Origin of the sequence: Campylobacter sp. CFSAN093260 (genome assembly GCF_012890095.1) — a bacterium.
Lineage (GTDB): Bacteria > Campylobacterota > Campylobacteria > Campylobacterales > Campylobacteraceae > Campylobacter_D > Campylobacter_D jejuni.
In genome coordinates this window covers 273,006-298,104 of sequence record NZ_CP040618.1, presented here as the reverse complement: position 1 = coordinate 298,104, position 25,099 = coordinate 273,006, and the positions used below count along the sequence as shown (strand labels likewise).

Genomic DNA, 25,099 nt, shown 5'->3' with positions numbered 1-25,099 from the left:
TTTATCCTTTGTAAATTTTCAAATTTTTACTTGATTTTTTAAGCAATTTGCAAAATTTATTTTTATTATTGATTATTTTCGAAAAAATATTTTTATCCCTATCTTTGCAATATTTTTCATAAAGTTTGTTTAAATTTTTTATCTCTAAAAAACGATAAAAATATTCTAAAAATATTCTAAAAATATTGCCAATTCAAAAAAACTATTTTCAAAAAGCTCTAAATCAAAATTTTTTAGTATATTTTTTCTAAATAAAATAATTTTTTTTCTAAGTTCTAACGCAACAAGTTGTTTAAAAAACCTATCTTTGCAATCACCTTCATAAAAAGAATTTTCCTTTATGAAAAAATCAAAATCATTAAACAAATCTTGGATTTTTTCATCGCTTAAAAATAGCAATAAATCTTGATTTGAATTTTCACTTGCTAAAATATCTTGAGTTTTTTTCGTTATATCTTTAAACTTTAAAGCCAAAATATTACTCAAATTTTTATCTAAAATAGTATTCATACTTGATAAAACTATATACAAGCTTCTTGAATAAAATAAAAATTCGCATAAACTTTGCTTATCTTTTCTCTCTAAAGATAAAGTCCAATAAAATTTTAATTTTTTAAATAAATAAAATAAAAAAATTCTAAATCCATCATAAGCATTAATATAATTTGGAAAATCCAAGCTAAAATTCTGATTTTTTTCTATAATTTTAAAATATTTCTCTATATCAAAATTTTGATATTCAAAACCATATAAAACGATATGTTTAGAATTTAAATCATGATGTAATTCTTTTTGAATTTTAAAATCTTTAGGAATTTTAAATTCATTGGAACTATCCAAAGTTGGAAAAAATATTTTTAAAATACAAATTTTAGGCTCTTCATACATATCAATATAACTTTTTAAAGAGCAAAATTTAAATTCGAAGCGTTCTTTTTTAATACTCTTTCCTATAATCTTTTTTCGAGCTTTTTCAAATTTTTTTTTAGAAATTTTCTCTTCTTGATTCTGTTCTAAAATTGAATTATTAAATTTTGTAATTTTATAAAATTCATTGCAAAAACTTTGAAATTTAACACTATGATTTGAAGTTATTTGAGTATAAAAAGTTTCAAATTTAGAATTTCGAAAAGGTATATTATCTTTTTTTAAATTCCCTAAAAGAGTGCAATCAGATAGTAAAAAGTTTTTTTGAATTTCATAAACCATTAAAATAACCCTTAAAATATATGGGTTATTTTAACCTTATTTTGCTTAATGACACTTTTTGCAACTATCAACATAAGCACAAACAGACAGATGATTGACGAGATTGCCTATCTTTTTTTCTAAATGCTCTTGATATTCATAAAGCTTAGCATCTTTAAAACTTAAATCCTCTATACCACCACATTTGGCGCAAACAACATGAATATGTTCTTCTTCATAGATATCGTAACAAGTTTTTTGATTTAAAACATTGATTTCAACAACTAAACCTTGTTCTTGTAAAGTATTAAGATTTTTATAAACCGTCGCTAAAGAGATTGAAGGGTATTCTTTTTTAATTTCTGTATATAATTCATCAATATTAGGATGCTCATGTCTTTTTAAAATTTTTAAAACACATAGTCTTTGCGGAGTAGCTTTTAACTCATGTTTTTTAAGCATTTGTAGTAATTCCATTTTATTTATTCCTTACTTTTTTAAGTAAAAATAATAATAAAATTTTTATTAAAAGAAGTTTATATTAAATAATATTTTTTATTATTTAATGATAAAATTTTAAAACTTTCGTCAACAAACTATTGACATCTTTTTCTAGATTTTTTTCCACCTCACTTGTTTTTCCATGTTCAATAAATTTGTCTTCATATTCAAAGCTAACAACTTTTACATGCAAATCATATTTTTGTAAAAAATTATTAATTAAACTTTCTATACCGCCAATTTTAACATTTTCACTAAAAATAAACCAAATTTTACTTTTTTTAGCAAGCTCACACAAAAGCTCTTCATCTAAAGGTTTAGCAAAAATTAAATCAATCAAATTAGCATTATTATTCATTTCTTGCAAGGCTCTTAAGACTTGCCACGCTTTTGCCACACCTTGTCCATAACCTAAAAAAGCAATTTCACTACTATTTTTTACAAGCCATTGCGCCTTACCAAGTTTTATCTCACAAGGATTAAATTCTTTATCCAAAATAAAACTCCCTCTAGGATAACGAAAAGCAATAGGTCCTTGATGTAAATAAGCATACTCCATTATATTTTGCATCATTTGTTCATCTCTTGGAGCTAAAAGAGTGAAATTTGGCAAAGGAGCTAAAAAACTAAGATCAAAAACACCTTGATGCGTTTCCCCATCTTCGCCTACTATCCCTGCCCTATCCATAGCAAAAACCACATTTAAATTCATAATCGCACAATCATGGATCACTTGATCATAAGCACGCTGCAAAAAAGTGCTATATATTGCAATAAAAGGTTTAAATCCTTCTTTTGCCATAGCGGCCATAGAAGTTACTGCATGCTGTTCTGCAATAGCCACATCCCAAAAACGGTTTGGATATTTTTCTATAAGCTTATCAAGACCTGTTCCACTTGGCATAGCCGCCGTAACCCCAACAATATTTTCATATTTTGAGGCTAAATCAAGCAAATTCTTAGAAAAAATTTCAGTAGCAGATTTTTTAGTATCACTTTTTTTAACACTCTCTCCACTATCTATATCAAAAGCTCCCACCCCGTGCCATTTAGCATGTTTTCCTTCGGCTAAAGCATAGCCTTTACCCTTTATGGTTTGAGTATGTATCACACAAGGCTTTTGCATAGCTTTTGCTTGTTTTAATGCAGAAATAATTTCACCTAAATTATGTCCATCAATAGGCCCTATATATTCAAGCCCTAATTCTTCAAACAAAAGCCCAGGAGTAATAAGTTTAAAACTCTCTTCAAAACGCTTGGCCATATAAGTAGCACTATCAGGCAATATATCCAACATTTTAGCAATACGCTTTTTAAAACTTTGATAAAACTGCGTTGCCATAGCCTGAGAAAGATACTTTGAAATTGCTCCAATTGGTTTTGAAATACTCATTTCATTATCATTTAAAAGTATTACGCAAGGAAATTTAGAATCACCCAATTCATTTAAAGCCTCATAGGCCATACCCGCACTTAAAGCACCATCTCCAATCAAAGCAACAGGAATACGCTTTTCACCTTTTAAAGCAATGGCCTTACAAGCACCTACTGCCAAAGAAATAGAGGTGCTAGAATGCCCTGCTACAAAATAATCTCCCTCGCTAGGTTTTGTATAACCACTTAAACCATTGATTTGTCTTAAAGTATCAAATATTTCTTCTTTTCCGCTTAAAAGCTTGTGTGTATAAGACTGATGCGACACATCAAAAATAAAAGGATCTTTTTTTGCATCAAAAACCAAATGCATTGCTATACTAAGTTCTACAGCACCCAAATTTGAACTTAAATGCCCACCATTTTTACTCACAACTTGTATGATTTTTTCACGCATAGATGCTGCTAAATTTTCTAATTCTTTTAAACTTAGCTTTTCTAACTCTTCTTGAGTATGGGCAAATTTTTTACTCATTATTCACCATTTTTTTAATTTTAGTTAGACGAGAGTTAAGATTGGATTCTATATTGCCTGCGTCACTTATAATAACAACACTTCCTTTGCTAATTGCATCATCAAGACTTATTTTAATATGAGCATTCTGATCAAATTGCTCTTTTAAATACTCATAATCCTCTGCATTAACCTTAAGCTCAATTGCACTAGCACCCTTAAGCTCGCCGATTAAATCTTTAGCCAAAGCATAAGCTATCTTACTTGAATTTAGTTCAAGTTCTTTTAAGATTACTTCTTTAGCGATATCTATAGCAGTATCTGCTAATTCTTTCTCATTTTTTTCTATGAAATTTTCAAGATTTTCGCAAGCATTATCAAGTTTGGCTATACTTTTTAAATACTTATCTTTAAAATCACTCAATTCCTTTTGAAATTCTTCTTTTGCTTTCTCATAACCCTCTTTGGTAAATTTTTCTTTAGCATTTTCAAGTTCTGAATTTAAGCGGTTATTAAATTCATTCTCTTGGCTTTCTATTTGCATTTGAAGTTTAATAATATTGCTTGACATTTCATCTGTTTTTTTAAGTAAATCTTCAACAAAGCTTGGTTGAAATGTTGGAATTTGAGTTTCCATAACAGCTTGTGTAGAGGCAATGACTTGATTTTCTTCGACTGGTTTTTCGTCATTTAAAGATATATTAGTATTTTCTTCATCTGGAGTTTGAGTATGTTTTTTTTCACCTGTATGATTATCAAATTCTGAAATAACTTTAAAACGATATCCTTCAACAACATGCTGATCAGAAGCCCCACCAGAAATTACATTGCTACGATTAACCATCTCTCACCTACTCTATCATTTCATCCGCATCGCCTGTTTGAACAAGACCTTGTTCTGCAAGTTTTTGCACCACTTCAACAACTTTTCTTTGTGCATCTTCAACATCTTTAACACGCACAGCACCCAAAAAACCCATTTCTTCAAGAAAAGCTTCGCTTGCACGCGTAGACATATTGGCTAAGAATTTTTGCTTTAACTCTTCACTTGCACCTTTTAAACCTATCATTAAATCACGCTTATCGGCTACTTTTAAAATTTCTCTTATAGCCTGAGTGCTAAGTTTTTGTATATCATCGAAAGTAAACATAAGCTCTTTAATAGTCTCTGCTAAGCGTTCATCACTTTGTTCAATATAAGTAATGGTTGATTTGCTTGCTTTTTGACCCAAACGATTAAGCACTTCTGCTACTGCTCTTGGGCCGCCCACTTCAACCTTATAAGAGGTAAGACTTTCAAGCTTGCTTTCTAGCACTGCAGAAACTCTTTTAATAATACTTGGAGAAATATCGCCAAGATTTGCCATTCTTATAACCACCTCAGCCCTTAATTCATCGCTAAAATACTCTAAAGTTTCTGCCGCATGAATAGAATCCATGTGTGCCAAAATAAGAGCGATGGTTTGTGGGTGCTCTTTGGTAATAAAGTCTGCAAGTTGCTGTGGTTTAATTTGCGCCAAATAAGCAAAATTTTGATTATTCTCCATACTTTTAGTGAGTTTTTCAAGAATTTTATTTGCAATCTCTGGCCCAAAAGTACGAAAAAGTATTTCTTTAGCATATTCCAAACCACCACTTTTAATATATTGATTTGATTGAAGCAGAGTGTAAAATTCTTCTAAAACCGCAGTAGCTACGGATCTATCAACATTTTTAGCCATAGCAATATAACGTGAAATTTCTGTAATTACATCAATTTCCATATGTGAAAACACAGAAGTTGTTGCATCTTCGCCAAGTTGTATAAGAAATATCGCTACCTTCTCAGGCATCGATAAATCATCATAGACCATTTTTTGTTCTTCGCTTAGCTTTATCATCACATATCCTTTTCGCCAAATTCACTATCATTTTGAATTAAGTTTTGTAAAAGTGCTGCAATTTCCTCGCCTTTATCACTTACTAAACCACGCAATTTTTCAAGTAAAACCTCATATTGAATAGAATCTTCATTAAAATTATCCCCAAAACCAAGTTGTTCTTCAACTTTTTTCCTTGCTGCATTAAATTTCTCCAAAGCATCTTCAGCATCATCTAAAACAGCATTTGGACCTTGCTGCATTTCTTCTTGCGCTGCGACATCTTCAAGCATTTTTTGAGTAAATGGAGCAATGACTTTTTTGTAAAAAATAAAAAGTAAAATCGCTGCAATAAAATACTTAACTGGTGGAATAAATGGCTCAACAAAACGATTGTAAAAAGTTTTAACTTTACTCTCAACTCTAATCGACTCACGATGAAATGGTAAATTTTGCACTACAACACTATCACCTCTAGTAGCGCTAAAATTAATAGTATTTTTAACTATACTCTCAACACTTGCAAGCTCTTCTTTAGTCAATGGAACATATTCGCTTTTCACATCCCCATTTTCATCAACCACATCTTGATATTTTCCATCTATAGTGACAGCTGCTGAAGTGCGTAAAACTGTTGCAAATTGTTTTTTTGTATTTGTGATAGTTTTAGAAAGTTCATTGTTTGTAGTAACTTGATTTTTTTTATAAGTGTCAATTTGACCTTTATTGTCAAGTCCTTCAACAGGACCTATATTAGAAACAGCACCTGGAACACCCTGAATTTCTGGATCTTTTCTACCTGTTCTTTCCTCGTTTAAAGTTTGCTCACTACGCACTATAGGATTTGGATCATAAATTTCACTTTGAGATTCTTGCTTGGAAAAATCAAAATCTATATTTACACTCACTTTTACTTTATCCATACCACCTGCAAAAGGAGCTAAATTTTCTATAATCTTATCTTCTAAAGCTTTTTCTTGATCACTTTTAAATTTAATTTGCGCACGAACCAAGTCATCTTCATATGCTTCTTGCTCATCTAAAGGCACGCCACTTTGATCACTAATCTTAACATTTTCTTTAGTAAGTTTTGGAACTGCCGCTGAAACAATATTTTTTATACCATCAATTTGTTTTCTAGTAAGCTTTAAGCCTTCGCGAACATTAACAACAACTGAAGCTGTAGGCGGAATTTGCCTTTCAGTAAAAACACTATCTTTAGGAAATGCTATATGTACAACAGCACTACGAATAGGTTCTAAAGTCTCAATAGTTCTTGCAAGTTCACCTTCTATGGCTCTTTGGTATTTTACCTTTTGCTCTTCATTTGTAGCTCCAAAAGCCTGAGTATCAAAAGCTTCAAAACCCACGCGACTATCTTTTATAAGACCTTCGCTTGCAATAAACATTCTTTGACGATAAACCTGATCTTGTGGAACTAAAATTTTATTTTCACTTTCTAATTTATAGGGAATATTATTTTGTTCAAGTTTAGCTACAATTGCAGCAGAAGAACTTGGGCTTACATTTTCAACTAAAACTGCATATCCATTATTTGCATTACTACCACTTCCACGAAATAAAGCTAAAAAAACCAAAAACCCAACCACTACTACAATAGATGCAGCAATCACTATACGCTGCTTGCGAGTTAAATTTTGATAAAGTTGCCCAATTTGATGAAGCATATTTTTAAAATCCATTAATTCTCATCCCTTAGTTTAGCGAATTTTACATATTTTTATTTGATTTATCTATCTTAAAATCTTATCAAATTCTGTAAAAAATTTTTCATTTTCATAAGATGTTCCTATAGTAATGCGTATAGCATTTAAACCATAGCTTTTTAAATTTCTTATTATTATACCCTTTTTAAGCAATTTTTCAGACAAATCTGTACTATTTTTTTCATTAAAAAAATAAGTGATGAAATTTGTATAACTATCAATGATTTTGATATTATGTTTTTTAGCAAATTCTTTATAAAGCTCCATTTGAGAAAAATTATTCTCTAAAGTTTTTTTAGCAAATTCATCATCATTTATTGCTGCAACTGCTGCTTTTAAAGCAAGATTGCTCACATTAAAAGGAGCACGAAGCTTGTAAAATGCACTAATAATATTAGCATTAGCTATACCATAACCAATGCGTAAGCCTCCTAATCCATAAAGTTTAGAAAAAGTTCCCAAATAAAGTACATTGTCAAATTCTTTAATCAATTCACAAGGTTCTAAATGTTTTTTGCTATCTTTAAAACTTGCAAATTCATTATAAGCTGCATCAATCACAACTAAACAATCCTCATCCACACCTTTAATAAACTTGGTCACTTCACTTGCATCCAAACACTCGCCTAAAGGATTATTTGGCAAGCATAAGAAAATGAGTTTAATTTCATCTTTGTGTGCTTCATAAAGCTTTTTAAACTCATTTAAATCATGAGTAATGCTTTGAGTTTTATAACACTTTGCACCGCATTGTTTGGCATAAATTTCATACATAGCAAAGGTAACTCCAGCTTGTAAAAAAGCATTTTTAGAATTTAACTTAGCATGTATAGCAAATTCAATCACTTGATCACTACCTGCACCGATGATGATATTTTCATTTTGAACTTTGTATTTTTGAGCCAATGTGCTTTTAAGTTCTATCATACTATCATCAGGGTAAAGATGAGCTTTGTTTGCATTTTGTCTTAAGCATTCTATGGCTTTTGGTGGCGTACCAAAAGGATTTTCATTACTTGCTAATTTTATCACTTCTTTAACGCCATATTCTTTGGCAATAACTTCTATATCTTTTCCGGGTTCATAATTGCTTAAATGATTTAAAAATTCATTAAATTTCATCTTTTTCTCCTGATAAATAAGATCCAAGCCAAACAATCTCTTGTATATCTTTTAAAGCTTTTTTTACATTTTCATCATCAATATGCCCTTCAAAATCTATGTAAAAACTGTGTAAAAATTCTTTTGATTTTACAGGACGAGATTCAAGCTTAGTAAGATTGATATTTTCTTTTTTAAACTGCTCTAATAAAAAGCTAAGCCCACCAGGTTTATGTGCTGTGTGTGCTAAAATAGAAGTTTTACAATTTGGCATTTTAGGATTTTTAATATCGCTTAAAATTAAAAATCTTGTTTTATTGGCTGCATTATCTTCTATTTTATCAAAAAGCACAGGCACATTATAAAGCTTAGCCGCTATTTTAGAGCAAATTGCTGCCGCATATTTATCTTGCGAAGCTAAATAAGCCGCATTAGCCGTAGATTTTGAAGGAATAAATTCTATAGCGCTAAGTTCATGACTTTCTAAAAATTTACGACATTGATTATAACCTTGCGGATGCGAATAAATGCGTTTGATTTCTTTTAAATTTTCATTAATTCCCACAAAAGAATGATGAATATCCATATAAATTTCACCAAAAATTTTAAGCTCATTATACTTACCTAGACAATCTAAAGTAATACCTACTGCACCTTCGGTATTATTTTCTATAGGCACAACACCGTATTTTGCTTCTTTGTTGCTTAACTCTTTAAAAACATCTTCGATATTAGCCAAGGCTATATAACGACTCATCGCACCAAAACGACTTCTTGCTGCTTGATGAGTATAAGTTCCCTCAGGCCCTAAATAAGCTATAGTTTGAGGCATTTCTAAATTTCTTGAAACTGCAAAAATTTCTTGATAAATTGCCTCTATGGCATTTTGATCTAAAAGTCCTAAATTTGCATTTTTTAAACGATTGATAATGGCTCTTTCACGCTCAGGACGATAAATAGCTCCCCCACTGCTTTGTTTAAGCTCGCCTATACTTTTAACATAAGTCATTCTTTCATTTAAAAGTTCTAAAATTTTATCATCAACCGCATCGATTTTATTTCTAAATTCTTCTAAATTTGGCATTTTAGCTCCTTTAAAAACTCAAAAACACTAGGATAAACTCCATCAAGCAAATCCGTATCAAGCCCTTTTGTGTCGCTTATCTTTCCGCTTAAAACCAGCAAGGTTTTCATGCCAAGTTCTTTTGCCTTAAGCAAGTCTCCTCTAAAATCATCACTAATGATTTTAATATCTTCAAAATCGATTTTTGAATTTTGTTTTCTTATCAAATTTAAAGCTTCTTTATAAAAAGCAATGCTAGGCTTACCCACAACCTCGTATTCAAAATCAATAGCATTTTTAAGCATAGCCATAATGCTACCTACACCAGGATAAGGCCTACCATCTTTTTTATAAATGCTAGTTTCGTGCATAGCTATAAACCTAACTTCTCTTCTAGCAAATTCTATCATACTAGCAAAATCTTTAAATTTAAAATCATCATAACTAGCTACAAGCACAGCACTAGGATTTACAAAATCGAGTTCAAAACCAAGATTTTCAAGACTTTTTACAAACTCATCTGCACCAAAAGCCGCAACTTTACAAGGTTTTAAAAGGTGTTTTAAAACGCTAAAAGGATCAATATAAGCATTTTCTTTTATAGCCAATCCTTTTTGCTGTAATTTTTCTAAAAAATCAAGTTTTTTTGTATTGTTAGTAATGATAACATAAGGAAGATTTTTTGCATTTAAAAAATCGATCAATTCTTTAGCGCCATGGATTAAACTCTTATCATGATCAGAAATTAAAGTCCCTTGAACATCTAAAAAAAACATTTTAAGCCTTTAAAAATTTCTCTTCTAAAGCGATTTGATTTTCAAAATTTTCTCTTTGACGGATCAATCTTACCTGTCCTTCTTCAAGGGCTAATTCGCAAACTTTATTACGAGTATTGTAGTTACTACTCATGCTAAAACCATAAGCTCCAGTATTTTTAATAACCATTATATCACCACTTTGAGTGCTAGGTAAAGACCTTGCTTTAGCAAAAAAGTCTCCACTCTCACAAATTCCACCTACAACATCACATAAACTCTCTTGGGCTTGAGTATAAGGTAAGATTATTTCATGATAAGCCTCGTATAAACTTGGGCGTATAAGATCATTCATCGCTCCATCTACTACAACAAAACGCTTGGTTTTATTTTGTTTTTCATAAAGTACTGAACAAACAAATTCTCCACTTTTAGCAACTAAATACCTTCCAGGCTCCATTCCTATGGTTAAATCAAGCCCATGAAGTTGTGCTAATATACCTTGTGCATAATTATAAAGATCAGGTTCGCACTCATCTTTTTCATAAGCCACACCCAAGCCACCGCCTATATCAAAAAATTTAAGATCAATTTGCAAGGCTTTTAACTCTCTTGCAAGTTTTGCAACAATGGCTGCTGCTTCATGAATAGGAGAAATATCTAAAAGTTGCGAACCTATATGAAAATGCACTCCAACGGGCTCTAAAAAAGATGAATTTTTTGCATAAAGATACATTTTTCTTGCTATGTCAATTTCAACACCAAATTTATTTTCATTTAATCCTGTAGAAATATAAGGATGAGTTTTTGCATCAACATTTGGATTAACACGAATACTGATTCTTGCCTTTAGATTAAGTTCTTTAGCCACACTTTCTAAAAGCATCATTTCAGCTTCGCTTTCAAGGTTAATATATAAAATATCATATTCTAAAGCTTGTCTTAACTCTTCTTTGGTTTTTCCTACTCCACTAAAAATAATCTTATAAGCTTTTGCTCCTGCTTTTAAGGCACGCTTTACCTCGCCTATACTTACACAATCAAATCCACTATCTAAATTTGCAAGCATTTGCAACAAACTTAAATTTGAATTGGCTTTTACAGCGTAAAAAATTTGAGATTTTCTTGCCTTAAAAGCCTCTTTGAGATTTAAAAAACGCTCTTTTATGAAATCAAAATTGTAAATATAAAAAGGAGTATTAAATTCTTGCTTTAATTGTTTATAATCCATATTTAACCTTTAATTTTTATAATTTTACTACACAAAGCTTAATTTATCGATGCTTATAATACATATAAGCACTTAAACAACCCAAAATTATAATAGGCACTACAATGCCAATTTCACTTGCAATCACACTATTTTCGCTTAATCTAGTAAGCAAAAACAAGACTCCCCAAATCATCAAAGTCACTACAAAAGCTATAAAAGTTACAAAAGCAAGATTAAAAAATCTTGCTATTACAGGAAAAAAATAATACATAATAAGCATTAAAAATGGTGCAAAAAAAGGAGTAAAAACAAATTTATAAAGATTGATTTTAAGAGCATCTGTATTGACATTTTGCGCCTTAAAAAGCTCAAAACTTTCAAGTGCGTCAGATATTGAATAATCACTATTACTAGCAACCCCTTCTATAATCTTTGGTTTAAAACCCTCAAGTGATTTAAGCTCGGAGAAATCTTGTATCTTTAAACCATCATTAGCAAGTTCATAATTTTTAGGTAATAATGTAATATTACCATCTCGCAAAATCCAACTTTCACCTTCAAAATAGGCGTTTTTAGCACTTACAAAAGAGCTTAAATTTAAATCATTGATATTAAAAATTTTTATATTTTGAGCACTATTTTGTCCATTGTTTATCTTTGAAATATAAACAAAATTATTGTTAAATTTCAAAAACACTTCTCCACTTTGATTCATAATAGTACCATTTTTTAAAATATTTCTCTTATAATCATTTGCATAAGCAAAAGAAGTAAAATTCAATCCTATATAAATACAACAAAAAAATAAAGCCCATAAAAAGGGAAATAAAATAACATAATTTCTGCTCAGTCCTAATGCATAAAGACTTACAAATTCATTTGCTCTGATCATAGAAATCAAAGAAACTACCAAAGCAAAAATCAAAGAAATGGGTAATACATAAGGCACTGCCGAAAAAGATAAAAACATAACATAAAGCAAATCAAGATTTGCGGCTTTTGGTAGATCTTTAAAATTTAAGAGCAAATCAATACCGCAATAAAAACCAAGCAAAGAAAAAAATATAATAAAAAAATTTTTTAAATAAATCCCTGAAATAAAACGAAAAAATATCCACATCTTAAGCCTTTAGGCTGTATTTAGATGATATAGCAGACAAATCATCATTTTCAATAAGCTCAAGCAAAGCTTTTTTTGTATGCTCTAAAACTTTGCTTAAGGTTATTTCTTCTTCGGGTTTAAATTTACCTAAAACATGGGAAATCACATTTTCACCCTTTCCCACTCCTATACGCACTCTTTCATAATCATTTCCACATAAAGTATCTATGCTTTTAAGCCCATTATGTCCACCACTTGAACCGCCTTTTTTAAAACGCAAGGCTCCTAAATTTATATCTATATCATCATGGATAACTATCATTCTTTCGCATTTATAAAAATCATTCACTGCTTTTACACTAAGTCCTGAATTATTCATATAAGTACTAGGTTTAAGAAGAAGTAAAGAAGAACCTATTTTAAAAAGTTCTCCTTTAAATTTAGAGTTTGTAAGATTTGTAAAATTGCTTTCTTTTAAAAGCAAGTCAATTAGCATAAAACCGACATTATGGCGGGTATTTTCATACTCTACGCCTATATTGCCAAGCCCTACGACTAAAATCATCTAGCTTTTTCTACACCTACAACCGCTACTCTATCAGCATCAATCATAGTTACTCCCGCAGGAACTACAATATCACGAACAAGTAAAGCATCACCCACATCAAGTTTACTTACATCAAGTTCGAAAAAATTTGGTAAATTTTCAGCTGCACATTTTACTTTTAATCTTCTTTTTGATTGGATTAAAACACCTTTATTTTTAAGACCTATAGCTGTTCCTGTGATTTTAACTGGAACCATGTATTTAGAAATCACACCTTTTTGTGCAACTTTTAAATCCACATGTTTAAGTTCTGCAGTTACAGGATCTTTTTGATAATCCACAACTACAACGCTTAAAGTTTGAGAACCTACTTTTACATCAAAAATTAAAGTAGTTTTTTTACGAACTTCCTTAATAAACTCATTTACTTTAAAAGCGGCATTGATGTTTTCTAATCCTTTTCCATAGATGTTTGCGATTAGATAACCATCTCTTTTTAAAGCTTTAGCAGCTTTTCTACCGATACTCTCTCTAACGATACCTTCTAACATCTTTTGTCCTTTCTTAAAAAATGAGCTTTGATTATATCTAATTTTGGCTTATGGAAAAGTAAATTTATAGCTTCTTTTAATTTCTTTAAGATATAATTTGTTTTATAAATTATGTTAATTTAAGGCTTCATGTGAATGAAAAATTCAATATCAATATAGCTTGGTTTTTAATAATCTTAGGCGGGATTATAGAATGTTTTTGGGTAAGTGGACTTAAGTATTCTACAGAAATTTGGCACTATATTTTAACAGCCATTGGGGTTTGTATTTCTTTTACTTGTTTTTTAAAAGCTTGTGAAAGACTTGAAGTAAGCATTACTTATAGTGTTTTTGTAGGCATTGGCACTATAGGAGTGGTTTTAAATGAAATGTTTATTTTTAATGAGGCTGTTTCTATAATTAAACTTGTGCTTATAGCGATTTTACTTTTAAGCATTATAGCCCTTAAATGGGTAAGCAAGGAAGCTTAGTTATGGAATGGTTTTATTTGTTTTTAGCTACTGCTTGTGAAATTTTTGGTGTGGTGATCATGAAAGAACTTGTAAGCACTAAAAACAAGCTTTACCTTTTGGCTTTGATTGTGTGTTTTGGATTTTCTTTTACTTTTTTAAGCTTAAGTATGCAAAATATCGCTATGAGTGTTGCTTATGCTATATGGACAGGAGCTGGAACTGCTGGTGGGGTAATGATAGGAGTACTTTTTTATAAAGAAAGTAAAAGTTTTTTAAAACTTTTTTTAATCGCTGTGATTATTGCTTGTACAGTGGGTTTAAAATTTCTTTCTTAGGTTTAAATAATGAAAATATATATTAGTGGTATAGATACAGGTGTTGGTAAGACTTATTTAAGTGCTAGAATTTGCAAAAAATTGGGTTTTGACTATTTTAAACTCATTCAAGCAGGGACTCCAACAGATAGCGAATTTATTGCAAAATTTAGCCCAAAAACAAAGGTTTTTAAAGAGGGTGTTTTTTTACAAACTCCTGCTTCACCACACAAAGGTAGGATTTTAGAAAATTTAAGCTATAAAGCTTTTGATATACAAATTCCACAAAGTAATAAACTCATCATTGAGTTAGCTGGGGGACTTTTTTCTCCTATAGATGATGAAAAAACTATGATTGATTATATAAGCAAGTTTAAATATCCTACTATTTTGGTGGCTAGGACTTATTTAGGAAGCATCAATCATACACTTTTAAGCATAGAAATTTTAAAACAAAGAGATATAAAAATCCTTGCCTTAGTGCTAAAAAGTGAAGATCATTTTAGCAAGGATTTTATAAGCAAATACACAAAAATTCCTATCATAGAATTTGATGATAGGGTTTGCTATGGTATTAAGAAAATTTTAAAAAATCTTTGAAATTTTCGTTAAGAAGGCAATTTTCTAAACTCCTTTGGGAAAATAAAAATCTTCCATCACAAACAAATCCGAGTTCCTCCCAGTCAATTTCATTTAACTTATCGCATATTTCTTGTAAAAGCTTTTTATCACATTTAAATTTTGGGAAAATAGCTAAAATTGAACCATCATAAGCTTTGCAATCATTTATAAAAAATGGATTTTTATTTCTTGTTTTTGTATTGACATAAATTCTCTCTAAATCACTTTTATAATAATCTCTACCCCATTGCCACCAATTATTTTCATTAAATTTTTTAATTTTTCTTGTCAATAGTATTTCTTTATTCTGTATTAAATACTTACAAGTTTTTCCATATATACCATAAATCATTTTTTTTGTTTTTTTTGTTTTTTTTGTTGATGAACAAACAAACTCCATATTTCCAAATTTTTCATTTGTAAAAATTTGATCAGCTCCACTTACAGCTCCTACTTTTACAAAAAATAATTTCGAAAATGGTATAAAATAATGAGTTTTGGTAAATAATATTTGTCCATTTATACAATTAAATTCTTTTAAACAATTTGTGTTTCTTTTAAAATTTCCTTTTTCAAATCTCCATATGGCACAATTTGGCTGTGCACTTTTGAAAATTTTTTTATCGCCCAAATCTATGAAATCAGTTATACTTCCTTGTGAAAATAAAAAATTATTCAATTTTATGCTAGAAGTGCTTTTTAAAAAATCCCTAGGGGTGATAAAAATTAATTCCCCTTTGTCTTTTAAATGTAAAATACACTTATAAATAAAAAATAGGTATAAATTACTTCTTTCATCAAATATTTGATTGTAAATTTTTAATAAAATTTTTGTCTCAATTTTTATATCTTGATATTTTACATAAGGTGGATTTCCTACTATAGTGTCAAATTTTTCATTCAATGGATAGTTAAAAAAGTCTATATTTAAAATTTGTTCATCATTTATGACATTTTTATCTATTTCTATACCTACTTTGTTACTAGGTAAATTTTTAAAAAAGGCTCCATCTCCACAACTTGGCTCTAAAAATCTTCCATTGTTTTGAATTAGATTCATCATATCGCTTACTATATATTGTGGAGTAAAAACTTGCCCTAGTTCTTTCACATTAAAAGTATTCATTAAAGTATCTTTTAAAATAAAAATATGCATCAGCTCTAAGTTTTAAAGAATCAGCAAAACATTTTATTATAAAATCTTTAGCTTCTTTAAATTCTCTTTGTACAGGATGTCTGTTTTCATTCCATTTTGCTTGAAAGGGTAGATTATTGCCATTAGGTGATATTTTTTCAAGACTCTTAAGTGAGGCTATAAATATATCTTGGACATCATTTTTATTTATAATTAAAAAATAATAATCCTTTGAATTTTCTTTCAAATTTGTTTTTAAATTACAAAAGTATTGATCCCAATTTATTCCATTATTAAAACTAGGAATATCACCAGTTAAAGCGTAATATATTCCTAGTTTGCAATTTAAATTATCTATAGTACGCGTTGTTGTAATTTTTATATTTACAGGATAAAATTTACCACTTTCTTCAAAACTAAAATCAAACCAATCTCTAGCGTTTGGCAAATTAATACTAAAATTATCATATATAATATTTGTTATCTCATCTTCATTAAAAGCAGAATTTATCCTTCCATCTCTTGAATATTGCTTTAATTGAGCTTTATTTTTTAATAAAAATTCTCGAATTTGAATAAGTATATTAGGAAACATTATTAATTCCTTTTTTTATTATTAATAATTTTATTATAATTAAAATTCCTTAAAAATCTGCTCTAAACTCTCTAGTACATAAACGATTTGTTCTTTTGTGATGATGTAAGGAGGCATAAAATAAATCGTATTTGCTAAAGGTCTTAAAAGCAAACCTTTTTCTAAAGCTTTTTGAAATACAAAAAGTCCTACGCGTTTATACTTGGTGCTTAAAATATCAAAAGCACTGATCATCCCGCAAGTTCTAAAATTACCCAAAAAGTCAAATTTTTCAAGTCTTGAAAATTCTTTTTTGATAAACTCGCTTAAAATTTGATTTTTTACTAAAATATTTTCATCCTCAAAGATATCTAAAACCGCATTTGCTGCCGCGCAAGCTAAGGTATTTCCCGTATAGCTATGAGAATGTAAAAAAGCCTTTTGGCTTTCATAAGTATCATAAAAAGCATTATAAATTTCATCTCTTGTAAGCACTACAGAAAGTGGCATAAATCCACCCGTTATCCCTTTTGAAAGGCAGATAAAATCAGGGCTTTGTTTGCATTGATGTAAGGCAAACAAAGTTCCTGTGCGTCCAAAGCCCACTGCAATTTCATCAAAAATCACTTGCACTCCAAATTTATGGCAAAGCTTTATGGCCTCATCAATAAACCCTGCTTCATACATATGCATATTTCCTGCACATTGCACCAAGGGTTCAAGTATAAAAGCACAAATTTCACTTGCATTTTTTTCTAAAATATCTTTTAAAATTTCAAGCTCTTTAGTGTAGTCTTTGCCTTGTGGCACAGGCGTGCTTAAACACTCTAAAAGCAAGGCTTTGTAAGTATCTTTATAAAGCGCTACATCACCCACACTTAAGGCTCCTAAGGTTTCACCATGATAAGAATTGCTTAAAGATAAAAATTTACTTTTTTTCACTCCCTTATTTAAATGATAATGAAAACTCATCTTAAGTGCTACTTCAATAGCACTTGAGCCATTATCTGCATAAAAACATTTATTAAAATTCCTGCCTACTTTTTCGCAAAGTCTTGCAGAAAGCTTGATGATGGGCTCATGTGTAAAGCCTGCTAAGATCACATGCTCTAGCTTATCAACTTGTTTTTTAATGGCATTTGTGATTTTTTCATTACAATGACCAAAAAGATTGACCCACCAAGAACTCACACAATCCATATAAGCTTTATCATCAAAATCATAAAGCCATACACCTTTTGCTTTTTTTATAGGAATTAAAGGTAGGGTTTCGTGATCTTTCATTTGTGTGCAAGGGTGCCAAATGTGTTTTAAATCGAGATTTTTTAAGATTTGATTTTGCATTATAACTTCTTTTTTAAAAATATTTTGGCAAAATAATACTTTAAATTTTTAAATTTACAGGAAAAAAATGAGCCTTGAAAATATCTTAGAAGCCCTTGAAAAAAATCACAATCTTAGAAAACTTACAAGCCTCAAACATGAAGGAAATTTTGTTTTTAAAGAGGGTAAAAAGCTTTTAAATTTAGCGGGGAATGATTATTTAAATTTAAGCTCTTGCAAATCTTTAAAAGATGAATTTTTAGATAATGTCAAAGAACAAGACTTATTTTTTTCAAGCTCAAGTTCAAGGAGCTTGAGTGGAAATTTTACAATTTATGAGGAATTAGAAAGCTTTTTAAAATCCAAATTTAAAGAAAAAGAAATCTTACATTTTAACAGCGGTTATCATCTTAATATCTCTTGTATAGCTGCACTTGCGAGCATTCCAAATACACTTTTTTTAGCAGATAAATTCATCCATGCAAGTATGATTGATGGACTAAAACTTGGCGGAGCAAAATTTTTTCGCTTTCATCATAACGATATGAATCATTTAGAAAATTTAATTCAAAAACATTATGATCATTATGAAAATATCATCATTTTAAGCGAAGCATTATTTAGCATGGATGGTGATTTTTCTGATTTTAATACACTCATCGCCTTTAAAGAAAAATACCCTAAAATCAAACTTTATATCGATGAAGCGCACAGCGTGGGTTGCTTTGATGAGGAGGGCTTGGGACTTGTTAAAGCTTTAAATTTGGAAGAAAAGGTTGATTTTATAGTTTTTACCTTTGGCAAGGCTCTTGCTTCTATGGGTGCTTGCATGATTTGTAATAATCTTTATAAAAGCTTTTTTATCAACAAAGCTAGAGCTTTTATTTATTCTACAGCGCTGCCTCCTATCAATATAGCTTGGACAAAATTTATTTTTGAAAAAATGAGCGAGCTAAAAGAAAAAAGAGAAAAATTACAAATCATAGGCAACTTTTTTAAAAATCAACTCATAGAAAAAAATCATCAAATTTTAGGCGATGCTTACATCATCTCCTTGGTTTTGGGAGAAAATCAAAAGACTATAGAATTAGCAAAAAAACTTGAAACAAATGGCATTTTTGCACCCGCTATAAAAGAACCTACGGTGCCTAAAAATACAGCTAGAATTCGTTTTTCTTTGCATGCAGGACTTAGTAAAGAAGATTTAAAGAAAGTGGTAGAACTTTTATGAAAATAAGCAATTTAATTCAAAATGAAAACTCACAAGAACTTATCTTAGTATTTGGCGGTTTTGCTTCACATCCTAGCCATTTTGCACATTTAAAAAGCGATAAAAATGTAGTTTTGGTTTATGATTATGAAAATTTAGACTTTAAATTTGATTTAAACTCTTTTTCTAAAATCACTCTCATAGCTTTTTCTATGGGAGTTTGCGTGGCAAGTAGAGTTTTAAAAAATATAGAGTTTTCGCAAAAAATAGCTATCAATGGTACTCCTTTTGGTATAGATAAATTAAAAGGAATTCATCCTGCAATTTTTGCTAAGCAAATTAAAAAATTTGATCTTACAGCTTTTAAAAAATCTTTATTTAAAGAGCGCGAAAATGAAGCAAAAGATTTTATCTTTAAAGATGAAAAAGATTTAAAAACCGAGCTTGAAAAACTTTTCGAATTTGCCTTAAAAGAGCGTAACGAAAGCTTTATTTGGGATAAAATTTGCTCAAGCAATCATGATGAAATTTTTCCTCAAAATGCTTTAAAAAATACTTTTTCAAAGCTTATTTTTTTAGATGAGCCGCATTTTGCTTTTTTTCATTTTAAAACTTGGGATGAAATTTGAATTTTTTAAAAGCAAAAGATTATCAAAAACACGCAAAAGTGCAAGATTTAATGGGCTTAAAACTTTGTGAAATTTTAAAAAATTTAGAAATTTCGCATTTTAAAAAAGTGTTTGAATTTGGTTGTGGCAGGGGCGAATTTAGCGACAAACTTTCAAAAATTATCACTTTTGATGAATATTTAAAAAATGATATTTTGGATTATCCTGATAATCTTAATGTAGAAATTTTTGATATGAATACCCTAGCTACACAGAATTTAAGCAAGCAAAAATTTGATCTTATCACTTCTAATGCAAGTTTGCAATGGCTTGATTTAAAGCAGGTTTTGCCCACGCTAGCAAATATGCTAAATAAAAAAGGAATTTTACTTCTTTCTACTTTTGGAGAAATGAATTTAAAAGAGATCAAACAAAGCACAAGCTTGGGTTTAAAATATTTTAGCACAAAAGAACTTGAACAAATTTTCAAACCCTATTTTTCCGATATTAAAATCACAGAAGAAATTGTAAATTTGGAATTTCAAAACGCTTTAGAAGTTTTTAGACATTTAAAATTAAGCGGAGTAAATTCTTTGGGATTTTATCGCTTAAACAAGCAATTCTTAAAAGAATTTGAAGAAAAATTTCAAAATAAACTCACTTATCATCCTATTTTTATTTTATGCAAAAAAGATACAAAATAAAATTTCTTATGTTATAATATAAAAAATCAAGATTATCGACAAAGGAAAGTGCAATGAAAAAGCTCGTGTTATGTTTTATAGTGTTGTTTTTATCTTTAAATTTAAATGCGCAAAATTTAAGTGTTTTCGTAGCTTCTTCGGCTTCAAAAGCTATGGAAGAGGTCAAAAATGAATTTTTAAAATCACACCCTAATGACAATATAGATCTTGTTTTTGGCGCTTCAGGAAAGTATTATCAACTTTTGAAACAAGGGCGGGAATTTGATCTATTTTTTTCAGCCGATACAAAATACGCGCAAGCAATTTATGAGGATCAAAACGCTTTAGATAAACCAAAAGTTTATGTTTTAGGTATCTTAGCCCTATATAGCTTAGATGAAAGCTTACTTGAAGGTGGGATAGAAAAGCTAAAAGATAAAGCAAATAAAATTCATCACCTAAGCCTTGCAAATCCAAAGGTTGCTCCTTATGGAGTAGCTGCTAAAGAAGTGCTTGAAAATTTAAATTTAGACAAACTCTTTGAAGATAAAATTGTTTTAGGTGAAAATATCTCCGTGCCCGTTTTACATGTCGATAGCAATAATGCGGATTTGGGTATTGTGGCTTATTCTTTAGTATCTTCTATCAATCATCCTAAGGGCAAAGCTATTTTAATCGATCAAAAATACTTCACCCCTTTAAAACAAAGCTATGTCATCACAAGATACGCTAAAGATAAAAAATTAGCCTTTGAATTTAGCGATTTTATCAGCTCACAAAAAGCAAAAGAAATCTTTAAAAAATACGGATTTGACACACCTTGAATATCTTAAATGGCAAGATTATAGAGCTTTTAAATGAGGGTGAGATTGTCATCGTTAAGATCAGTATTAAAGAGCATATTTTTAAAGTTTTAATGCTTGATCTTCATTCTTTGCAAGATCTTAAAATAGGTACAAAAATTCAAGTGCTTTTTAAAGAACACGAACTTGGCTTTGCCTTGCCTCATTCTATTTTAAGTGTGGAAAATTCATTTCTAGCAAGGATTAAAAGTATTAAAAAGGGCAAAATTCTATATCATATCTTTTTTGATTTTGAGGGTGGTGAAATTTCTAGCATTATCGCTAAAGAAAAAGCCTTAGAGCTTAAGCTCGAAGAAGGACAAGAATGGCTTTGCTTTGTCAAGGAAAACGATATCATTTTAAAGGCTGTTTATGGATAATGATTTTTTACAAACCCTTTATCTTACCTTTAAACTTGCATTTATCACCACCTTTATGCTCTTTTTCATCGGAGTATTTTTAGCCTATCTTTTAAGCTTTGTGAAATTTCCTTTTAAAAGTTTGGTACAAACCTTTGTAGCCTTGCCTTTGGTTTTACCTCCAAGTGTTTTGGGCTTTTATCTACTCATAAGCTTTTCACAAAACAGCTTTTTAGGACAATTTTTAAAAGAATATTTTAATCTTTCTTTGGTTTTTAGCTTTGAAGGTTTGGTTTTTGCTTCTTTGATTTTTTCCCTGCCCTTTATGGTAAATCCTTTACAAAGTGCTTTTTCATCGATCAATCAAAACCTACTTGATGCTTCTTATACTCTAGGAAAGGGTAAAATTTACACACTTTTTAGAGTAATTTTGCCCAATTCTAAAGTAGGGATTTTTAGCGCTTGTGCGATGAGTTTTGCACACACTATCGGTGAATTTGGAGTGGTGATGATGATAGGTGGACATAAAAAAGGTGAAACTTTGGTCGCAAGTATTGCTATTTATGATGAGCTTGAAGTTTTAAACTATACTTTAGCACATCAATACGCTTTTACTTTATTTGCGATTTCTTTTACCATACTCTTAAGTCTTTATTTTGTAAATAAAAAAATCGCTCTATAGGCCACTTTTATGATAAAAATCGATATAAAACTTCCCATCAACACAGCAAAAGGCAAGAAGCAACTAGAATTAAACACTTGCTTAAAAGCAAATGAAATCACTGCTATTTTTGGGGAAAGCGGTGCGGGAAAAACAACTCTACTTAAAATCATTGCAGGACTTATAAAACCTGAATTTGGACGCATAGAAGTAGGAGATGAGCTTTGGTTTGATACCCAAAAAAATGTCAATTTAGCCATACAAAAAAGAAAAATCGGCTTTGTTTTTCAAAATTACGCTCTTTTTCCAAATATGAGCGTAAAAGAAAACATTTCTTATGCTGCGACTTCAAAACAAAAAGCAGAAGAGCTTTTAAGCTTAATGAATTTGGAAAATTTAGCCAAAATTTATCCCAAAAATTTAAGTGGCGGACAAGCACAAAGAGTGGCTTTAGCAAGGGCTTTAGCAAGAGAGCCACAAATTTTACTTTTAGATGAGCCTTTGAGTGCATTGGACTTTAAAATGCGATCTTTTTTACAAGATGAGCTTGTGAAAATTTTACAACATTTTAAAATCACGACTTTATTAGTAAGTCACGATTTGGCTGAAATTTACAAATTGAGCCATAGAATTTTAGAGCTTAGTGATGGAAAAATCATCAAAGATGCAAGAACAAATGAATTTTTTACCTCATCAAATTTAAGTGCGAAATTGCGCTTGAGCGCGACTTTGCTTGAGATGAAAAAAAGTGATATTTTAGTTATTTTTACTTTGCTTTTAAATCAAGATATCGTTAAAATCACACTTAGCGAAGAGGAATTTTTAAAATCTTATAAAGATGTAAAAATCGGCGATACGCTTTTGCTATCCATAAAAGCCTTTAACCCTATCATCGTAGGAAAACTTGATAAATAAGAGCAAAAAATTTAATTTTTTAATGAGTACTTTAAGTGTACGCAAATCATACAATTAAGTATTTTTGCATTTTACGAAATACTCACTAGCCATCATTTTTAACTTTTTTTTACAAGTTCATCTAAATATTTTTCTAAAATTTTTTCTCTTTTATATAAATCTTCAAATTTATCAATATCTAAATTTAGCGCGAAAGCCTTATATTTATTTTCATCTTTTAAATACACAAAACCTACAATCCAAGCAATTTTTTGCTCATCATTAAAACCTGTTTTTCCAAAAAGCTCTAAATTTTCCATATTTTTTAAATAAATCATTTCCTTAACACTATTCATTGCTTCTTGAGAAAAAGGTAAGCTATTTTGTGAAAGTCTAAAAAGCAAAATTGCTTGTTCTTTAGCGCTTATTTTTAGTGAGTTGTCAAGCCAAAAAGTATCGATCTTGGAAATTTTAGCATTACCATAATGAAGCTTGTTTAAATATTCTTGCATAGTTTTGATACCAATTCTTCTTGCCACTTCTTTAAAAGCAAGAACATTAGAATATTTTATAGCTGAACTTAAATTCATATCTTGCGCCCAAGAAGATAAAAATACTTTTTCACCTCTATAGTGATAAAAAATTTCTTTTTTAGTTTTTATCACACCACTATCAAGTGCAATTAGAGCATTAAAAATTTTAAAAGTGGAAGCGGGAGAGAAAGTCTCCATAGCCCTTGAAAAGTCGTTACTCGCCCAAGTTTTTCCATCATAAAAAACAAAAGTGCCGCTTGTATTATACTCTTTAAACCAATTATTTAATATCTTATCTTGCCCAAACACTAAATTTAAGAAAAGTAAAAATAAAGTTATTTTTTTCATAAAATATCTTTCTATTTAAATAATTTTAAACAAAATACTTTTTAAAGCTTTATTTTCTTTAAATATCCTTTAACATGAACTGAAATTTTCTAAAATTGTAACCATTAAAGCAATCCATCGATTAAATATAACTTACTTTATCATTCATTTACTATTTATGAAAAATTATATGCTAGTTTTTTGCTTATTATTTTATAGCTAAACGAGGTATTTTAAATGAGAAAAAGTATTCTTAGTTTTTTGGAAAAAAAAGGTAAAAATGAAAAAATAACCATGGTAAGTGCCTATGACTACCATAGTGCAAAAATTCTAGATAATTGCGATATAGATATCATATTGGTTGGAGATTCATTAGCTATGACAGTGCTTGGCATGCAAGATACTTTAAGTGTGACCATGGATGAAATGTTGATCTTTACCAAAGCTGTTTCTCGCGGAGCTAAAAAGTCTTTCGTACTTGCGGATATGCCTTTCATGTCTTATCAAAGCTCGGATCGTGACGCTATCTTAAATGCCTCAAGATTTATCAAAGAAAGCCATGCAAATGGGGTAAAAGTGGAAGGGGGTATAGAAATCGCAAGCAAGATTAAATTAATTTCCCAATCAGGAATACCCGTCGTTGCTCACCTAGGACTAACCCCACAAGCTGTAAATATGCTAGGTGGATATAGAGTTCAAGGTAAAGATTTACAATCGGCTCAAAAAATCATAGATGATGCAAAAGCTGTGCAAGATGCGGGTGCTTGTATGTTGGTTTTAGAATGCGTACCTGTAAAATTAGCACAAAAAATAAGCTCTATTTTAGAAATTCCAACAATCGGCATAGGTTCAGGTAAATACTGCGATGGACAAGTTTTAGTTTATCATGATCTTTTAGGTTTAAATAAAGATTTTAAAGCAAAATTTGTAAAGCATTTTGATAAAATTGACCCTCAAGTAGGAGTTGAAAAATATAGAGATGAAGTTAAAAGCGGTATTTTTCCTTCCGAAGAGCACAGCTTTGATTATTTAGATGATGAATTATTAGATAAATTATACTAAGGATAC

The 25,099-nt window shown here is 29.9% G+C and carries 26 protein-coding genes and 2 pseudogenes; 11 read left to right on the top strand and 17 right to left on the bottom strand.

From position 1 onward, the window contains the following. Position 1: 1 nt before the first annotated feature. The 13 genes and pseudogenes from FBF22_RS01535 to FBF22_RS01475 all read right to left on the bottom strand — a co-directional run bounded on the left by FBF22_RS01535 (position 2) and on the right by FBF22_RS01475 (position 13,495). Positions 2 to 1,209 (bottom strand): annotated as a pseudogene (locus tag FBF22_RS01535) (hypothetical protein). Between the two features lie 45 nt (positions 1,210 to 1,254). Continuing rightward, positions 1,255 to 1,665, bottom strand: a complete 411-nt coding sequence (gene perR, locus FBF22_RS01530; RefSeq protein WP_002854244.1) for a peroxide-responsive transcriptional repressor PerR — start codon at positions 1,663 to 1,665, stop codon at positions 1,255 to 1,257. Positions 1,666 to 1,750: 85 nt separating this feature from the next. Next, a complete protein-coding gene (gene dxs / locus FBF22_RS01525) occupies positions 1,751 to 3,598 on the bottom strand; it encodes a 1-deoxy-D-xylulose-5-phosphate synthase (RefSeq protein WP_002859427.1) in 1,848 nt (615 codons plus the stop codon). Further along, positions 3,591 to 4,421 carry a flagellar assembly protein FliH gene (gene fliH, locus FBF22_RS01520; RefSeq protein ID WP_002858748.1) on the bottom strand — a complete coding sequence of 277 codons (831 nt, stop codon included), beginning with the start codon at positions 4,419 to 4,421 and terminating at the stop codon, positions 3,591 to 3,593. The genes dxs and fliH overlap by 8 nt, the downstream gene beginning before the upstream one ends. Before the next feature lie 7 nt (positions 4,422 to 4,428). Next, the gene (fliG, locus tag FBF22_RS01515; RefSeq protein WP_002854670.1) at positions 4,429 to 5,457 is read right to left on the bottom strand and encodes a flagellar motor switch protein FliG; all 1,029 of its coding nucleotides are present in this window, start codon (positions 5,455 to 5,457) and stop codon (positions 4,429 to 4,431) included. Beyond that, the gene (gene fliF / locus FBF22_RS01510) at positions 5,457 to 7,139 is read right to left on the bottom strand and encodes a flagellar basal-body MS-ring/collar protein FliF (RefSeq protein WP_002857356.1); all 1,683 of its coding nucleotides are present in this window, start codon (positions 7,137 to 7,139) and stop codon (positions 5,457 to 5,459) included. Before fliF ends, fliG begins: the two co-directional genes overlap by 1 nt. 51 nt (positions 7,140 to 7,190) lie before the next feature. Beyond that, complete coding sequence (gene hisC / locus FBF22_RS01505; protein ID WP_002867750.1) at positions 7,191 to 8,285, bottom strand: histidinol-phosphate transaminase; 1,095 nt, start codon at positions 8,283 to 8,285, stop codon at positions 7,191 to 7,193. Then, positions 8,275 to 9,348 (bottom strand): prephenate dehydratase, encoded by a 1,074-nt coding sequence (pheA, locus tag FBF22_RS01500; RefSeq protein WP_165433278.1) that lies wholly within the window; start codon positions 9,346 to 9,348, stop codon positions 8,275 to 8,277. Before pheA ends, hisC begins: the two co-directional genes overlap by 11 nt. After that, positions 9,336 to 10,103, bottom strand: a complete 768-nt coding sequence (locus tag FBF22_RS01495; protein ID WP_002785344.1) for an HAD-IIA family hydrolase — start codon at positions 10,101 to 10,103, stop codon at positions 9,336 to 9,338. Before FBF22_RS01495 ends, pheA begins: the two co-directional genes overlap by 13 nt. Position 10,104: 1 nt before the next feature. Continuing rightward, positions 10,105 to 11,313 (bottom strand): diaminopimelate decarboxylase, encoded by a 1,209-nt coding sequence (gene lysA / locus FBF22_RS01490; protein WP_002867747.1) that lies wholly within the window; start codon positions 11,311 to 11,313, stop codon positions 10,105 to 10,107. Positions 11,314 to 11,356: 43 nt separating this feature from the next. Further along, positions 11,357 to 12,415, bottom strand: a complete 1,059-nt coding sequence (locus FBF22_RS01485) for an LptF/LptG family permease (RefSeq protein ID WP_002867746.1) — start codon at positions 12,413 to 12,415, stop codon at positions 11,357 to 11,359. A 1-nt stretch (position 12,416) separates the two neighbouring features. Beyond that, a complete protein-coding gene (pth, locus tag FBF22_RS01480; protein ID WP_002854409.1) occupies positions 12,417 to 12,962 on the bottom strand; it encodes an aminoacyl-tRNA hydrolase in 546 nt (181 codons plus the stop codon). Further along, on the bottom strand, positions 12,959 to 13,495 hold the full coding sequence (locus FBF22_RS01475) for a 50S ribosomal protein L25/general stress protein Ctc (RefSeq protein ID WP_002791314.1): 537 nt from the start codon (positions 13,493 to 13,495) through the stop codon (positions 12,959 to 12,961). Before FBF22_RS01475 ends, pth begins: the two co-directional genes overlap by 4 nt. 131 nt (positions 13,496 to 13,626) lie before the next feature. Between FBF22_RS01475 and FBF22_RS01470 the strand changes: the two genes are divergently transcribed. The 3 genes from FBF22_RS01470 to bioD are packed head-to-tail and all read left to right on the top strand — an operon-like array spanning position 13,627 to position 14,861. After that, on the top strand, positions 13,627 to 13,965 hold the full coding sequence (locus FBF22_RS01470) for a multidrug efflux SMR transporter (protein ID WP_002810730.1): 339 nt from the start codon (positions 13,627 to 13,629) through the stop codon (positions 13,963 to 13,965). Positions 13,966 to 13,967: 2 nt separating this feature from the next. Further along, the gene (locus tag FBF22_RS01465; protein ID WP_002794052.1) at positions 13,968 to 14,282 is read left to right on the top strand and encodes a multidrug efflux SMR transporter; all 315 of its coding nucleotides are present in this window, start codon (positions 13,968 to 13,970) and stop codon (positions 14,280 to 14,282) included. A 9-nt stretch (positions 14,283 to 14,291) separates the two neighbouring features. Beyond that, positions 14,292 to 14,861, top strand: coding sequence for a dethiobiotin synthase (gene bioD, locus FBF22_RS01460; RefSeq protein WP_002794058.1), 570 nt, complete (start codon positions 14,292 to 14,294; stop codon positions 14,859 to 14,861). On the opposite strand, the gene FBF22_RS01455 is transcribed toward bioD, so the two are convergent. From FBF22_RS01455 to FBF22_RS01445, 3 genes are read right to left on the bottom strand one after another with little or no spacing between them, the layout of a single operon-like run. Beyond that, entirely contained in the window at positions 14,836 to 16,008 is a 1,173-nt protein-coding gene (locus FBF22_RS01455; RefSeq protein ID WP_032595691.1) for a class I SAM-dependent methyltransferase, read from the bottom strand. The genes bioD and FBF22_RS01455 overlap by 26 nt on opposite strands. Then, complete coding sequence (locus tag FBF22_RS01450) at positions 15,995 to 16,612, bottom strand: hypothetical protein (protein ID WP_002794062.1); 618 nt, start codon at positions 16,610 to 16,612, stop codon at positions 15,995 to 15,997. Before FBF22_RS01450 ends, FBF22_RS01455 begins: the two co-directional genes overlap by 14 nt. A gap of 39 nt (positions 16,613 to 16,651) precedes the next feature. After that, the gene (locus FBF22_RS01445; RefSeq protein ID WP_002873471.1) at positions 16,652 to 17,935 is read right to left on the bottom strand and encodes an adenosylmethionine--8-amino-7-oxononanoate transaminase; all 1,284 of its coding nucleotides are present in this window, start codon (positions 17,933 to 17,935) and stop codon (positions 16,652 to 16,654) included. Between the two features lie 67 nt (positions 17,936 to 18,002). On the opposite strand from FBF22_RS01445, the gene FBF22_RS01440 reads away from it, so the two are divergent. From FBF22_RS01440 to FBF22_RS01410, 7 genes are read left to right on the top strand one after another with little or no spacing between them, the layout of a single operon-like run. Further along, a complete protein-coding gene (locus tag FBF22_RS01440) occupies positions 18,003 to 19,145 on the top strand; it encodes a pyridoxal phosphate-dependent aminotransferase family protein (RefSeq protein ID WP_002873470.1) in 1,143 nt (380 codons plus the stop codon). Next, positions 19,142 to 19,753, top strand: coding sequence for a pimeloyl-ACP methyl esterase BioG family protein (locus tag FBF22_RS01435; protein ID WP_165433277.1), 612 nt, complete (start codon positions 19,142 to 19,144; stop codon positions 19,751 to 19,753). Before FBF22_RS01440 ends, FBF22_RS01435 begins: the two co-directional genes overlap by 4 nt. Beyond that, a complete protein-coding gene (gene bioC / locus FBF22_RS01430) occupies positions 19,750 to 20,436 on the top strand; it encodes a malonyl-ACP O-methyltransferase BioC (RefSeq protein WP_002778141.1) in 687 nt (228 codons plus the stop codon). Before FBF22_RS01435 ends, bioC begins: the two co-directional genes overlap by 4 nt. A 53-nt stretch (positions 20,437 to 20,489) precedes the next feature. Then, positions 20,490 to 21,239, top strand: coding sequence for a molybdate ABC transporter substrate-binding protein (modA, locus tag FBF22_RS01425; RefSeq protein WP_002885462.1), 750 nt, complete (start codon positions 20,490 to 20,492; stop codon positions 21,237 to 21,239). Next, on the top strand, positions 21,236 to 21,637 hold the full coding sequence (locus tag FBF22_RS01420; RefSeq protein ID WP_002885464.1) for a TOBE domain-containing protein: 402 nt from the start codon (positions 21,236 to 21,238) through the stop codon (positions 21,635 to 21,637). The genes modA and FBF22_RS01420 overlap by 4 nt, the downstream gene beginning before the upstream one ends. Further along, positions 21,630 to 22,298, top strand: a complete 669-nt coding sequence (modB, locus tag FBF22_RS01415) for a molybdate ABC transporter permease subunit (RefSeq protein WP_002778136.1) — start codon at positions 21,630 to 21,632, stop codon at positions 22,296 to 22,298. Before FBF22_RS01420 ends, modB begins: the two co-directional genes overlap by 8 nt. A 9-nt stretch (positions 22,299 to 22,307) precedes the next feature. Then, entirely contained in the window at positions 22,308 to 23,192 is an 885-nt protein-coding gene (locus FBF22_RS01410; protein ID WP_052777735.1) for a sulfate/molybdate ABC transporter ATP-binding protein, read from the top strand. An 85-nt stretch (positions 23,193 to 23,277) separates the two neighbouring features. On the opposite strand, the pseudogene FBF22_RS01405 reads toward FBF22_RS01410, so the two are convergent. After that, positions 23,278 to 24,052: pseudogene (locus FBF22_RS01405) on the bottom strand (OXA-61 family class D beta-lactamase OXA-193). 216 nt (positions 24,053 to 24,268) lie between these two features. On the opposite strand from FBF22_RS01405, the gene panB reads away from it, so the two are divergent. Then, positions 24,269 to 25,093 carry a 3-methyl-2-oxobutanoate hydroxymethyltransferase gene (gene panB, locus FBF22_RS01400; protein ID WP_002854572.1) on the top strand — a complete coding sequence of 275 codons (825 nt, stop codon included), beginning with the start codon at positions 24,269 to 24,271 and terminating at the stop codon, positions 25,091 to 25,093. Positions 25,094 to 25,099: the final 6 nt, after the last annotated feature.